The 14,020-nt window shown below is 47.3% G+C and carries 10 protein-coding genes and 1 pseudogene; 7 read left to right on the top strand and 4 right to left on the bottom strand.

Features of this window, described 5'->3' with window-relative positions; all coding sequences use genetic code 11:
• Positions 1–92: 92 nt before the first annotated feature.
• Entirely contained in the window at positions 93–1,883 is a 1,791-nt protein-coding gene (locus QUA62_RS21925; protein WP_333406666.1) for an ATP-binding protein, read from the bottom strand.
• Between the two features lie 198 nt (positions 1,884–2,081).
• On the opposite strand from QUA62_RS21925, the gene QUA62_RS21930 reads away from it, so the two are divergent.
• Positions 2,082–2,180, top strand: coding sequence for a DUF2281 domain-containing protein (locus QUA62_RS21930; RefSeq protein WP_333406668.1), 99 nt, complete (start codon positions 2,082–2,084; stop codon positions 2,178–2,180).
• Positions 2,181–2,864: 684 nt separating this feature from the next.
• On the opposite strand, the gene QUA62_RS21935 is transcribed toward QUA62_RS21930, so the two are convergent.
• Positions 2,865–3,902: an NADP(H)-dependent aldo-keto reductase gene (locus tag QUA62_RS21935; RefSeq protein ID WP_333406670.1), complete on the bottom strand. Its 1,038-nt coding sequence runs from the start codon at positions 3,900–3,902 to the stop codon at positions 2,865–2,867.
• 206 nt (positions 3,903–4,108) lie between these two features.
• Here QUA62_RS21935 and QUA62_RS21940 point away from each other — a divergent pair, with 206 nt between their 5' ends.
• The 5 genes from QUA62_RS21940 to QUA62_RS21960 all read left to right on the top strand — a co-directional run bounded on the left by QUA62_RS21940 (position 4,109) and on the right by QUA62_RS21960 (position 11,163).
• Entirely contained in the window at positions 4,109–5,248 is a 1,140-nt protein-coding gene (locus QUA62_RS21940; protein ID WP_333406672.1) for a DegT/DnrJ/EryC1/StrS family aminotransferase, read from the top strand.
• Between the two features lie 149 nt (positions 5,249–5,397).
• Positions 5,398–6,273 carry a cyanoexosortase B gene (gene crtB / locus QUA62_RS21945; RefSeq protein ID WP_333406714.1) on the top strand — a complete coding sequence of 292 codons (876 nt, stop codon included), beginning with the start codon at positions 5,398–5,400 and terminating at the stop codon, positions 6,271–6,273.
• Entirely contained in the window at positions 6,273–6,992 is a 720-nt protein-coding gene (locus QUA62_RS21950) for a cyanoexosortase B system-associated protein (protein WP_333406674.1), read from the top strand. Before crtB ends, QUA62_RS21950 begins: the two co-directional genes overlap by 1 nt.
• Positions 6,993–7,124: 132 nt before the next feature.
• Positions 7,125–8,702 (top strand): polysaccharide biosynthesis/export family protein, encoded by a 1,578-nt coding sequence (locus tag QUA62_RS21955; RefSeq protein ID WP_333406676.1) that lies wholly within the window; start codon positions 7,125–7,127, stop codon positions 8,700–8,702.
• A gap of 184 nt (positions 8,703–8,886) precedes the next feature.
• Positions 8,887–11,163, top strand: a complete 2,277-nt coding sequence (locus QUA62_RS21960; protein WP_333406677.1) for a lipopolysaccharide biosynthesis — start codon at positions 8,887–8,889, stop codon at positions 11,161–11,163.
• Between the two features lie 257 nt (positions 11,164–11,420).
• Here QUA62_RS21960 and QUA62_RS21965 read toward each other — a convergent pair whose 3' ends face one another.
• Entirely contained in the window at positions 11,421–11,696 is a 276-nt protein-coding gene (locus tag QUA62_RS21965; RefSeq protein WP_333149812.1) for a hypothetical protein, read from the bottom strand.
• Between the two features lie 439 nt (positions 11,697–12,135).
• Between QUA62_RS21965 and lpdA the strand changes: the two genes are divergently transcribed.
• On the top strand, positions 12,136–13,572 hold the full coding sequence (gene lpdA / locus QUA62_RS21970; RefSeq protein ID WP_333406678.1) for a dihydrolipoyl dehydrogenase: 1,437 nt from the start codon (positions 12,136–12,138) through the stop codon (positions 13,570–13,572).
• A gap of 69 nt (positions 13,573–13,641) precedes the next feature.
• Here lpdA and QUA62_RS21975 read toward each other — a convergent pair.
• A pseudogene (locus QUA62_RS21975) lies at positions 13,642–13,974 on the bottom strand (HEPN domain-containing protein); the annotation flags it as partial.
• Positions 13,975–14,020 lie beyond the last annotated feature (46 nt).

Here is a 14,020-nt window from a genome sequence, read left to right on the forward strand (position 1 = left end):
AACGACCTGAACCCAATCCCATTATAATTGTCCAACCGCGAGTGCGGGAATGCTTGTGCTGTGCAAATTCCCGCACTTTCCACTCAATGACGCTAAATAACGTCCTTCACCTTACCCATAAGAGTGTTGAGGAACTGTCCCCAATATGTGGTGAGATCGTCGTATAGCTCGTTTGGGTTTGGATCCATTGACTGTGCTTTTCCGTAAGCAATAATTAGCAGCGAAAGCGCTTCGACAGTGCGCCGCGCAGCTTTGACGGCTTCTTCGCTAGAAACACTCCCGGCATCTCGATCTGCAATGTCTTTAAGTGGTTCCCACATTTCTCGGTAAAAGCGATGCCGGGTATTCAGTCGGATAATTACTTTACCTGCAAGGTGTTTGACATCAACGAACATATTGCCGGGAAAGTCTACTGACTCAAGGACAATAGGCAACTCCTGGATCTTCTCAAGATACTTAGCCTTGGTAGCCTCGTCGGAGTCTCCAACAACATCCGAGGCTAAGTCATCAAGGATTTGGTTTTCTTCCTCTTTGTCCTGTGGGCCGATTGCTCGACCTTTTGGCATAGTGCGATCGGCATCTTTGACGCGATAGGTAATTGCTGCGTGTTCCCCGTTGTTGTCACGATCTTTCTTAGCAACCTTGCCCCAAGCATCTTCAAGAAGTTTCCGCGCTGTTTTTATGTACTGATCTAGACGACCGCGAATTTTGTCGCGGAGTTCGCCGTGAGGCTCAACACCGCGTTTCACATTCCGAACACCAAAATACTCGTCGAGTGCGGGCTCGAATGAGACTTCGATCCCAATAAAACGGTCGGGTTCGTCAACACCCCTGGGAAACATACGCAGCACATTTGTATATGATATTTCCCGATTCAACCGCACGAAGCTGATACAACCCTGATTGTCAGGTACGCGCAATCGTTTCGCCAGATCGTCGCCTCCGACTCCGCGCCTGCGTGTAACTTCTGGTGGATATAAAGTAACCCGAAGCCTTGCCGTACCAACCCCATCACTAAAGGGGATTTGCTCGTCAGCAATGAGCGTAGCTTCATAGTGTTGGAGGACTTCTTTACCGCGCTTGTTAGCAGACTTTGCTTCATGGCAATGCTTGGTCAAAATCTCGTTACCCCATGTATTTTCCATTAAGAACAGCGGGTCGTGTGCCAGCAGTTTCTTCTCATTAACGACGATGCTGATACCACCGTTGATGAAGTAGCGAAAGATGCGAGACAGTTCCTTCTCAACTTCAAGCCGAAGTTGATCGAAGTTGGGAGCTAACCGTCCATCTTCAAGTCGGTCAACTTTTGACCACACCACCAAGGTGCCTGTGTCTTCTGGTAATAAATCAGCCAAGTCAGAGGGTACGGACTCAGTTGAGGGGGGTTCTAGTCCCACAGTTTGACCGACTTTTTCCTGTGCAAGCGCTTCATCAAGGTCGAAGTAAACGTGCAACCACGATTCTGTTGAACTTTCACGGCTCCAAACATCTATCCGGCGAGCAAAATTTAGAGCAGCTAGCTTGGCTCCGACTCCATATTTGCCCATTGTGCTGGTACTCATGTATCGAGTCGAGAAACCAATCACGAGGTAGCGGTGGAGAATTTCTTCACTCATCCCAGTGCCGTCGTCTGCAATGGCAATCTGGTGAACGCGCTTTTTACGGCCCTTGGTATCGTCTTCGTCTAACCGAATCTGAATTTTATTCGCTTTAGCCTCGATACTGTTGTCGATTACCTCGCCAAGGGCTGTAGGCAAATTATGGCCGGAGTCGCGAAGGGACAGCAAAGCTTGCCCCGTCTGAATCATTGGGAGTCGGGTGTCCTCGCTAGTTTGTCCAGCAATTTGCTGACTTTGACGATTCTCAAAAGTACGTTTTGTCATTTATTTATCTCCTTTTGGCAACGCTACCCATTAATCGGTGCAGCGCCACATTTGAAATGTTTCTAGGTTCTGTTTGTGCTGTTCCGCCTGCTCAGTCGAAGCAACCTGAACCTTCTACGATTATAATCTGCAATTGGGAGTTTGAAAAGATTTTTGTAAGGGAAATTTCTGCCCCCTAACTTGGGATTAACTAATTTGATGTCTATTGGAGATAATTTATCTGACGAGTTACTAGCTGAAGTCTGCAACTTTGCCGAGTTTTTGCAGGAAAAGCAGCAAAAAGTGCGCTCGCCTTAAGCTTTTGCGCGATCAACGGTTAAGTCATTAGAGGAGGGAAATCAACCAGTAAAATATCGCGGATGGTAAATGTATTAGCCAGGCTTATTGCTGTACCATTTCGTCTTCAAGAATAACGGCATCTACTCCCGGTATATAGCGCACGGGTTGACCAAGCTTCATGGGGTCTACATCTCCCCATTAAAAATGCCTGACTTGCAAGATTGTTGAGTTCGGGATGCTATAGCCACGATCGCCTCTCTCTCTTCCATTTCCTCTGCGTCAAGAGCAAATATCCTCACAGCAATTTGACCAATAACGGTAGATGATCAGAACCAATATCCGAACCAATTACACGCTCAACAATTCTAATTGATTTACTGTGCAAACAATGCTCGCTCGGAATCCTCAACAATGAAGGCCCGCGAGAAGGCTAGGTTGTTTGCAAACCCAAACCTAATTAAGAATTGACTAAATGACTGTCAGCTTAAAACTGACGAAATCCACCAGACCAATGAGTTGAATTCAAATCGCCGATCGCAATTACTTCTCTTTTCTGTTCTTGCTGCTGATAAATATTCCAGTTGGGAATCTCATTGTCGAGCGGTCAACTATAGGATAACCACAACCTACATATTAAAAAAACGGTAAGTTGGGCGAAGTGAAACGTAGGGTTCGTTACCTCAACCCAACCTACTAATAAACTTACGGTGTCGGATTCGGATACTTAGCGTGCACCGCATCGATTTCCGCTATAATCTCCCGATCCAAATTGACCTCCAAACTACCGATATTTTCCTCCAACTGTTCGAGACTTGTTGCACCAATAATTGTGCTAGTTACAAACCAGCGCGATCGCACATACGCCAAAGCCATCTGCGCCGGACTTATCCCATGTTTCCCCGCAATCTCAACATACGCTTTCACCGCATCGTTCAGATTAGTTTTATCGTAACGCTGGCCGAATCCCGCGAATAAAGCCAACCTAGAATTTTCGGGAATTCCCTTCAAGTATTTACCCGTTAACAGCCCAAATCCCAAAGGACTATAAGCCATCAATCCCACATTCTTAAAACGGCAAGTTTCTGCTAAATTTAGGTGAAATGTCCGATTGCTCAAACTGAAAGCATTCTGAATCGAAACAACTTTCGGCAAGCCGTGTTTTTCAGCCAACGTGCAAAACTCGCAAACTCCCCAAGGCGTCTCGTTGCTCAAACCCAAATAGCGGATTTTGCCAGCTTTAATTAAGTCAGCAAATACCTCTAACTGTTCCAAAATCGGTACTGTTTCGTGCTCTTGGGCGATGTCGTAATCCGGCGCGCCAAATAGCGGGACGTAGCGATCGGGCCAGTGGATCTGATAGAGGTCAATGTAGTCAGTTTGCAAGCGCTTCAGGCTGTCATTCAGGGCTTTTTCGACATTTGGGCGATCGATCTGATTTTTCCCTTCCCGAATCCACTTTAATCGAGTGCTTCTGCCCGCCACTTTAGTCGCTATAATGACTTTATCCCGCTGCTGTTTCGCCAACCATTCGCCGATATATTCCTCTGTTTTCCCCTGAGTTTCCGCCTTTCCAGGGACGGGATACATTTCTGCCGTATCGAAAAAGTTGATGCCTCTATCGATCGCAAAATCGAGCTGTTGGGCCGCTTCCTCAACGGTGTTCTGCTGGCCGTAAGTCATCGTACCCAAACAGATTTCAGATACTGATAAGTCGCTGTCGCCGAGTTTTTTGTATTCCATGATTGCGATTGCTGCAAAATTATCTTCTTCTATATTACCGAAAAACTTTCCTTTAGTTGAGCGCTCAAAAAAAAGTAGGTGAAGCGCAGCTATTCCGTAAAAAATCTCCCTTTTCCCTCTTTTACTCTGCGTCCTCTGCGGTTAAAAAAAAATCAAATGCTATCCGCACTAAAATGTTAATATAAAGAATTATGCCTCGATAGTTTATGAGTAACCGCCCGCCAAAAGTTCCGTTTGTAAACTTCTCATTGCAACACCAACCAATTCAATCGCAAATAGCAGAAGCTATTAGAAAAATCATCCAGGAAGGAGACTTTATTTTAGGCCATGCACTCGCAGAATTTGAAACAGCATTTGCAGCAGCTTCAGGAGTAAAATACGGCGTAGGAGTGGCTTGTGGAACAGATGCGATCGCTCTGGGACTGCAAGCTTGCGGCATTAATCCGGGCGACGAAATTCTCATACCCGCTAACACTTTTATCGCCACCGCGATCGCCGTCCTCCAAGCCAAAGCTATACCTATTCTTGTAGATTGCGACCCGGAAACCGCCCTGATTGACCTCACAGCAGCCGAAACAGCAGTTACCTCGAAAACTAAAGCAATTATCCCCGTCCACCTCTACGGTCAAATGGTGTCGCCCCGGCAGCTTTTAGATTTTGCAAACCGCCACGATTTAATCATATTTGAAGATGCCGCCCAAGCGCACTTAGCCCACAGAGAAGGATACCGCGCGGGTTCCATTGGTAAAGCAGCAGCATTCAGCTTTTATCCCAGCAAAAACCTCGGTTCTTTTGGCGACGGCGGGATGTTAATTACTAACGATCCAGAACTAGCAGAAAAAATGCGAACTCTCCGCAATTACGGAGCACCCAGTAAATATTTGCACACAGAAATTGGCACCAACAGCCGCCTCGACAATTTGCAAGCTGCCGTGCTCAATGTTAAATTGCCTTACTTAGAAAAATGGAATAGCGATCGCACCGACGCCGCCCAACACTACAATACTCTACTAGCACCATTGAAACACAAAGGCATTGTACCGATCGCCAACCACAGCAGCAGCGGTCACATTTATCACCTCTATGTGATCAAAATTACTGAGGAAAGCTCGATCGACCGCAACACCCTTCAGGAAAAACTCGCCCAACACGGCATTCAAACAGGCATACACTATCCCCTACCTTGCCACCTGCAACCCGCCTACCAAAACTTAGGCAATCGGGGCGACTTCCCCCGCGCAGAAACCCTGTGCCAACAAATTTTATCATTGCCAATGTATCCCGGATTGAGCAATACTCAGATCGAGCAAGTTGTTCGGGCGATCGTACTATCATTGAATTGCTAATTGTTCATAAAATTTATGCGACAGGTGTTTCAAGCAGTAAGGTGCGGTTCTCAAAGCGTTTTGGTGGGGAATTAATAAATCTTTAACTCACAGTTTAAAACCCGAAAGCGTTGCGAATCCAGCGCGGCAATCTTAAAACTTCTCAAACCATGCACATCCAGCGCAGAATTCGCATTGTTTTCAAGCGATACCTCCTGGCGGAAGGTATCACGGTACTCCTAGTGCTGCTGTACGCCCCCCTGCTATTACACTGGTACGACGGCTGGTTTAACAAAAGCATCAGCCTCGAACACGAATATTTCAGCCACGGACTAATTGGTTTGCCCTACGCAGCTTATACTGCTTGGATGAACCGAAAGTGCTGGCGCAGCTTGCCCAACTCACCGCATCCTTTGGGAGGCTTTTTGCTGGTACTAGCCACGCTTTTTTATCTGAGTCGCTTGAGCGATTTAGTAAATTTATCCCTGCCCGTAATGCTGGTCAGCATTTGCTTATCTTTAAAAGGAATTCCCGGCTTGAAATTGCAGGCGATGCCGCTTTTATTCGTATTTTTCGCCTCGCCCAACCACATTCCTTACCTCATTGAACCCTACGCCTTGCCGTTGCAGAAATTCATTGCTGAAACATCAGGATTGATATTAATTAAGGTTGGTCTCAACGTGAGAGTGGAAGAAATTTATCTGTACGTAAACGATCGCATTGTAGAAGTTGCTCCGCACTGTGCAGGCTTGAAAATGCTGTTTACCAGTCTTTACGTCAGCTTAATTCTGCTAGATTGGACGGGAGTTTGGAGTTCTCACAAAAGAAGCATTTTGTTTTTAGTTAGTACATCCATCATTAGCATCACTTCCAACATTGTCCGCAACACTTTGCTCACTTACTTTCACGGAACCGACAGAGAGGGGCTTTTTACTTGGTTGCACGCCGGATGGGGCGGAGACTTGTATTCCGCTTGTATACTAGGCTTATTGGTACTTCTCCTCAACGGGGTGGAAAAGTATTTTCCAAGCCAGTCTAGCAATTAATGAAACAGATGATTTCAGCACGGAAATTACTGCGGCGGTATCAATTATCTAAAATTATGATACTGGTGTTTTTGCTGATACTGGTTGGGGTAGTAGCAATTCCAGGCTACGCGACAGGAAGGTGGCCTTGGACAAACCCGCCAACTGTTGCAAACCTCAAGCAATTGAAAAGTTTGCGCCAAAACGGGATGACACTTCCCGGGTGGCAGGTGATGCGGGTCCAGAATAACGTCCAAATTGGCGGTCACAGATGGTTAGCTGAAGAAATTAAAAATGATCGAACAGTTGCCATTTTATTGCTGTTGCCTCAAAATGACCCCAAAAACCAGCCCCAGGTAGAATGGTTAGATATCGATGGATTTCACCGGTGGCAAACAGATTCTCATCGCACTTTGAGGTTTACAGTTAAATTAGCGCCCATACCCGACAAGCCGCCCTCTACCGTCGAGGCCCGGTTTTTCCGAAGCTGGAATCCCCAACAAACTTTTGCTGTCATGCAGTGGTACGCTTGGCCTAACGGTGGTTCTCCAGCAACCAGCCGTTGGTTTTGGGAAGACAGCATTGCTAGACTGTCGAACCGCCGCGCCTCTTGGGTTGCTGTCAGTATCATCCTTCCCATTCAACCGCAGGGCGACATTAAGATAGCTCAACCCTTGCTGGAATCTCTTGCCGAAAGTGTCCAGGCTAAATTAATTACAGAAACTTTTCGCTTTGAGTAAGCAGGTAGGTGCAAATAAATAGGCCTAGAGCGTGGGGAGGTTTTGCCAAAATCAACTGCTTCCTAGTAAATATCCGGATTCAACTCGCCCCTAAAATATCTTATTGTTTTTTCTCGTCGCTATATTATTTAGATGAAACTTACAAGTCAGGCTATTATTCACAATATTACTTTTTTAAATCCTCTCAAAATGCGGGAAAAATCTACAATTAAAAATCGCCTCGCTTTTTCCTTTGCCGGCCTGTATTCAACTGCTTGGACTCTATCTTTTGCTGCTGTATTCTGGGGTTTTAATAGCAAAAATTTTTCGGAAACGGCTTTAGCTCAATCTGTTGTTCCAAGAGACGAGCGACTCGTGGCGCCACCGCTATTGCGTGTACCGCCACCGCCGCCTGCCAATTTCAACCGGGATATTAACCCAGCTTTTCGGAATCGGCCCTACCGTCTGGGTCCGGGAGACCAGATTTCTGTTCAAGTTCAGCGCTTCCCAGAGCTAGGTTTTACAGGTCCAATCAGCCCTGAAGGGGTAATTGTACTGCCGCTAATCGGAACAGTAAATGTGCGCGGTCTTACCGTCGAAGAATCACAGCAGCGCCTCCGGGAGCGCTTTGGCCAATTTATCAAAAATCCTCAAGTCTCGGCTGCTTTGCTGGTTCAGCGCCCGGTAGTGGTGACGGTGACGGGGGAAGTGGCCAGACCGGGTTTTTATCCGCTGCAAACCCCCCAGCTTCCTGCGGCTCTGGCGGCTGCTGCTGGGACTAATCCTACGGCGGAACTGCGGGCGGTGCGGGTGCGGCGGACTCTGCCGGGAGGCGCTGTCGCGGAGCAAGTTGTTGATATTTTGACACCGTTGCAAACTGGTATTGCTCCGCCGGATTTGCGTTTGGAAGATGGAGATGCGATCGTCGTACCGTATAAACAGGTTACGCCCGATCGCAAATCCGATCAAGATTTAGCATCCAGGTACAGCCTCGCTGCTGCTGCTGTCCCCGTCCAAATCACTGTCACCGGAGAAGTCAGCAAACCGGGTTTTTACACGCTTCCGGCGGGTTCGGGTCGAATTTCGGCTGCTTTGGTGATTGCGGGGGGAGTGACGGGAAAAGCCGATTTGCGGGAGGTGCGAGTGCGGCGGACGCTGATGGACGGCTCCTCGGTGGAGGAACCAATCGACCTCTACACTCCCCTAGCAAACGCTAACGATTTGTTCGATTTTCCTTTGGCCTCGGGAGATGTGATTGTCATCCCGGAATTGGACGCTAGTACCAAAAACCTAAACTACGACAAAGCTCTGGTGGCGCGGTCTACCCTGATTAAGCCCCGGATCTACGTTCGAGTTTTGAGTTACGCTAGTGGTGGTTTGACCTCGTTCTACGTAGAAAATGGCAGCAGGTTTTTGGATGCTCTCAACAACTTGCCTGTTAATCTAGCTGACTTGCGGAAAATAGCCCTGATTCGGTTCGACGAAAAGCAAGGTAGAGCAATCAACCGTTCGATAGATGCTAAAGCTGCTTTGGAGGGCAATGTTTCTCAGAACCCGATGCTCGAAGATAATGATGTGATTGTGATTGGTAGGAATTTGGTAGAGCGCATTGGTTATGTAATCAATACTTTTACTCGACCATTCCGGGATACTTTGGGATTTATTCTGTTCTTTGAACAGTTGAGAAATGGGGTAACAGATCTATTCGGCCCGTCACGTAATGATAGGTAGTCATACCATTTTCAAAATTAAATTTTAGATTTTCGATGGGGAATGACTTATGCGATATGCGTTTACCACTTACCTACAGTTGCAGCTTCTTGGGAAATGGGTATCATTTGTCAGCAATCATTAGTTATCGTTAACATTTAGCAATCTAAAATCTAAAATCTAAAATCTAAAATCTAAAATCGTCATGACTTTATCCGTTGTCAAACGCTATTTAATTGCTTTCGACCAATACAAGTGGGTGGGACTGGCTACTCTCGCGGTGACTGTGGGGGTGTCGGGAGTAGTGGCCCTGCAGCCAAAGGCGGCGCCAGTTTACGTTGCTACAGGTACGCTGGCCTACCGCAGACCGAGCGTGATTTTTTCATCGACTACTACTAAAATTCAACAGGAAGGACAAGAAATAACTAAAGATATGCTGCTGGATACAAAGGTGGTTGAAGCAGCCGCAAAACAACTCATCAAACCCGCAAAAAAATTAAGCCCAAAAGAAGAGCAAAAAGAAGTACAAGCTTTGGCTAAAAAGCTGGTAAAAGATGTGCAAGTAAAGATGCCCACTAAGAATAATGACCCCAGCGCTTTGATTCAAGTAGTGTACAAAAATGCCGATCGCCAAAAAGCAGAAAAGGTAGTAGAGAGGCTGATGCTCGAAATGGTGGCTCGCAGCGAAACTCTTAATACTTCTAGACTGCGTGAGACGATCGCCCAAATTAACAAGCGTTTGCCGAAAGTAACTCAGGAACTCAGAGAGACGGAAGCAAAACTTGAAGCCTACGCAAAACGAGAAGGAACTTCAATTTTAGCAGCTCAGAGCGGTGCTTTGCCGCAAGCGATTACCACCATCCAACAGCAGCAGCGGCAACTCCGCGTGCAGTTGGGAGGAATTGAAGCTCAAATTAACAGTTTGCAGGCTCGCTTGGGATTGAATGTGGAGCAAGCTTACGTCGCTCAAGCACTCTCTGCCGATCCAATTATTGCCCAACTGCGAGTGCAATTGTTTTCGATCGAATCTCAGCTCAAAATTTTCCGCAGCGACTTGCAGGAGGAACACCCGAAAATTGTAGAATTGCTTAAACAAAAACTTGCTTTTGAGCAGCAGTTGCAGCAGCGGCAATCTGAGGTACTCGGCGGTAACGGGGTGGCGGCTCCGCTCAGAAGTGCCGATCGAATTCGGGTAGACTCTTCTTTAGATCCGGCCAGACAGCAGTTAGCTCAAACTTTGATTGCTTTGCAAACGCAGCACGATACGGTGCAACAGCAACTTCAAGGAATCGAGAAAACTGAAAAAGAATTGCGTCGGGAACACGCGACAATCCCCAACAAGCAGTTAGAACAAGCGCGGTTGGCCCAACAAGTGGCGTTCAAACAAGCTCTCTACGACAAGATGCAGTCGGCTTTGGTAGATGCTGAGGCGGCGGTAGCTGAGACAACGGGGAGTTTGACAATCGCCCAATTTCCGAAAACTGATGACGTTGAGTCAAACAAGAGAGGTTTGCCCGTGATGCTGGCGGTGGGCGGATTTGTGGGATTGCTGCTGGGTGGGGGGTTGATATTTTTGTTGGGGATGCTCAACGGCAAGTTTTACAGTTGGGAAGAAGTGCGGGCGGCTTTGGTGGAAAAAGAGGTGCCGATACTGGCAGTTTTGCCTGAAGTGACGGTGTTTGATTCCTACGGCGATGAAATGCCTCTGGCCCTGGAGGCAAATTCTCCCTATTTGGAATTTTACGAGCGGTTGCGTACTAATTTGCGCCGGATCGGGAACAAACCGGTGAAGGTGGTGTTGCTGACTTCGGCGGCGCCTTTGGAGGGGAAAAGTTTTAGTGCTTACAATTTGGCAATTGCATCGGCTCGATCGGGTAAACGGACTTTGCTAATTGAAGCAGATTTGCGATCGCCTTCTAACGTTGAATCTTTGAAAATTGCTGCCGATCCTTTGGCGACGGTGGAACCTTTGCACTATTACGGCAATATTAGCGAGTGTGTCCTTTTGGTTCCAGAGGTAGAGAATCTATACGTTGTGCCGAGTCCCGGCTTTTTGCGGCAAGCCTCGGCCGTACTCGAATCGAGCGAAATGCGGAGATTGTTTGAGGATGTTCGCAACCGCTTTGATTTTGTGGTTGTGGATTCTCCGGCTTTGAGCGAGTGCAACGACGCGCTGACGCTGGAACCGTACACGGACGGTATGATTTTGGTGGCGCGGCCTGGTTACACTTTGTCTAGTATGTTGTCTGAGGCTGCCGATCAGTTGCTGGAATCTGAGGAGGACGAGTCGAATAAATCCGGGCCGCGGCTGTTGGGAGCGATTATTAACGGTGCTGATATTCCGGTCAAGTTCCGCAATGATCTTGATGAATTGGAGTTGCCTTTGAGTGCGATCGGCGATCGCGCGATCGAAGTGCGATCGAGGCAATTACCGCAGCCGTCAAAGCCTAAAAACAAGGCTATTAATAGTAAATTGAGCTAATTTATCTGGCTTGATTCTTGTAAAGCCATCCTCAACGAAATATGAATATATTGTAGGCGGCGACATAAGCACCTTAAGCTTAAAGCACCGTTAACAGCCAGTCGATTTTAGATTTTAGATTTTAGATTTTAGATTTAAAAATTGACTCCACAGATGAATCTGGGAGCTGGAACTTCGGTCTAAAATTTTTCGCTTGTCAACAGTCAACAGTCAACAGTCAACAGTCAACAGTCCTTACTTGAAAATTTGTCATCGCACTATTGATTGGATTCAGGGCGTTTCTGGTGTTTGCTCTGGATAAACTGTTCCAAATCGGCGATCGCATCTTCAAAATCCGACAAATTAATTTTCGCCGGTCTAGTCTTCTTCGGCAAACTCGAAGACTGACTCGCAGACTTAGCCGGAGGCGGTGGAGATTTAGGTTGTGCCGCTTGAGTGCTGTTCGATTCTATAGAATCGAACAATTCATCCAGGGACTCAAAAAAGGATTGAGCCGAGGCCCGGCGTAAATCTTTCTGGTCGTCATCTGTCATAAGCCACTCCATAGACTCTAAAAGTTGCCAATAAACTCTGCCCGCCCCCGGCGCGTGCAGACATGAAAACCCGACTAAAACAAGCAAGCGCACACAATTTAACCGGACGGTGGAATGCCTGTTGCTGAACTTGCTGCCCCATATAAAACCTGCAGCGACCATTGTCAGCCTTCAAACTTATATTTAACTCTACAGCCGCCTACTGAGTGATTTGAGACTTGGTGCAGACCCAGCTCAAAATCATTGACCCTGAAAAAATCTCAGTTACGGCTCTTTCGTTGTCTAATTAACCCTAGTCTAGTCGAGAATAAGGAGACAGGACTTATGCAACTATTACCGCTGTTCAAAGGTTGCGATGGCAACGCGCCACCTCGAAGGACGGAGAGACGGTGTTTTTTGCTTGAGTCCTAAGATTTCAAAGGCATTAGGAGATTTTAAGGTGACTCAGGGATTTGATTACGATTTAGCAATTATCGGCGCTGGCGTGGGCGGACACGGCGCGGCCATACACGCGGTTAGCTGCGGGCTGAAAGTGGCAATTATCGAAGCAGGGGACATGGGGGGGACTTGCGTCAACCGCGGCTGCATTCCCTCGAAGGCGCTCTTGGCGGCTTCGGGGCGAGTGCGAGAGTTGCGGAATGCCCACCACCTGAAGACTTTGGGAATTCAGTTGGGGAATGTGGATTTCGATCGCGGGGCGATCGCCAATCACGCTAACACTATTGTTAGCAAACTTCGCGGCGACTTGACCAACAGCCTCAAACGTTTGAATGTCGATGTCATCCAAGGTTGGGGCAAAATTGCCAGTGCTCAAAAAATTACCGTCGAAACCGATAAAGGCGAGAAAACTATTACCGCCAAGGATATTATTCTCGCTCCCGGTTCGGTTCCCTTCGTCCCCCCCGGGATAGAAATTGACGGCAAAACTGTATTTACCAGCGACGATGCTGTCAGGTTGGAATCGCTACCGAAATGGATTGCAATTATTGGTAGCGGTTATATCGGTTTGGAGTTTTCCGATATTTACACCGCACTGGGCTGTGAAATCACGATGATTGAGGCTCTAGATCAGTTGATGCCGACTTTCGATCCAGATATTGCTAAGTTAGCAGAACGGGTGTTAATTGCACCCCGCGATATTGAAACAAAAGTGGGTGTTTTGGCTAAGAAGATTACTCCTGGTTCGCCGGTGATTATTGAATTAGCTGATTTCAAGACTAAGGAAATTGTCGAAGTTTTGGAAGTAGATGCTTGTTTGGTAGCAACTGGGCGAGTTCCTGTCAGTAAGAATTTGGGGTTAGAAACTGTTGGCGTGGAAACGATGCGCGGTTATATCCCAGTTAACGATAAGATGCAGGTTTTGGCGGCCGGAGAACCGGTGCAAAATTTGTGGGCGATCGGCGATGTTAACGGCAAAATGATGTTAGCGCATTCTGCGTCTGCTCAGGGAATTGCTGCAGTGGAAAATATTTGCGGCCGTCCCCGCGAAGTTGACTATTTGAGTATCCCGGCGGCGGCGTTTACTCACCCGGAAATTAGCTATGTGGGGATGACGGAACCTGCGGCGAAAGAGTTAGGAAAAACAGAAGGGTTTGAGGTAGCTTCTGTCAAGACTTATTTTAAGGGAAATTCTAAGGCTATTGCTGAAGGGGAAACCGACGGTACGGCTAAGGTGATTTACCGGAAAGATACTGGAGAGTTGTTGGGAGTTCACATTTTCGGTTTGCACGCTTCGGATTTGATTCAGGAAGCGGCAAATGCGATCGCCCAGCGCGATTCTGTTAACAATTTAGCATTCCGAGTTCACACTCACCCGACGCTTTCGGAAGTGTTGGATGAGGCGTTTAAACGGGCGGCTGGAGCGGGTAGTCATTAATTTGTAGGGCTGTTTTCTTGTTTTATATCCCCGGCTTCTTGAAGAAGTCGGGGATTTCGGTATTCTGTTTTAGGGCGGTGGTAGAGTGCCGATCGCATTTTGGGCTAATTCGAGAAATTCTTCAGCTTGGGCGATCGAATCTGCGGCTTGATCGCTCGTAACGGCATCAAGTTCGCCGTAATCTCCAGCATTTGGCAATTCCTGAGCTCTGATGAGGTATGGGTGAAACTTAACAGGAACTCTTCCTGTACGAGCAAATTCTCGACCAAAGGCGCTAATGACTGGGGAATGTTTAGAAAAAGATAGTCCTTTCCCTTCTAAAAATGCTTCGGCAATATAAAACATACTGTAGTAGGCGCGAGAGGCTGCATAATCTGGGTATTCGCCATCTAACATTAACTTAGCCGCTGAAAGGCTTTAAGGAGCTTTTGCGAGTAAGTTTAATTGA

The sequence above is a fragment of the Microcoleus sp. MON1_C1 genome (genome assembly GCF_036701945.1).
Taxonomy (GTDB): domain Bacteria; phylum Cyanobacteriota; class Cyanobacteriia; order Cyanobacteriales; family Microcoleaceae; genus Microcoleus.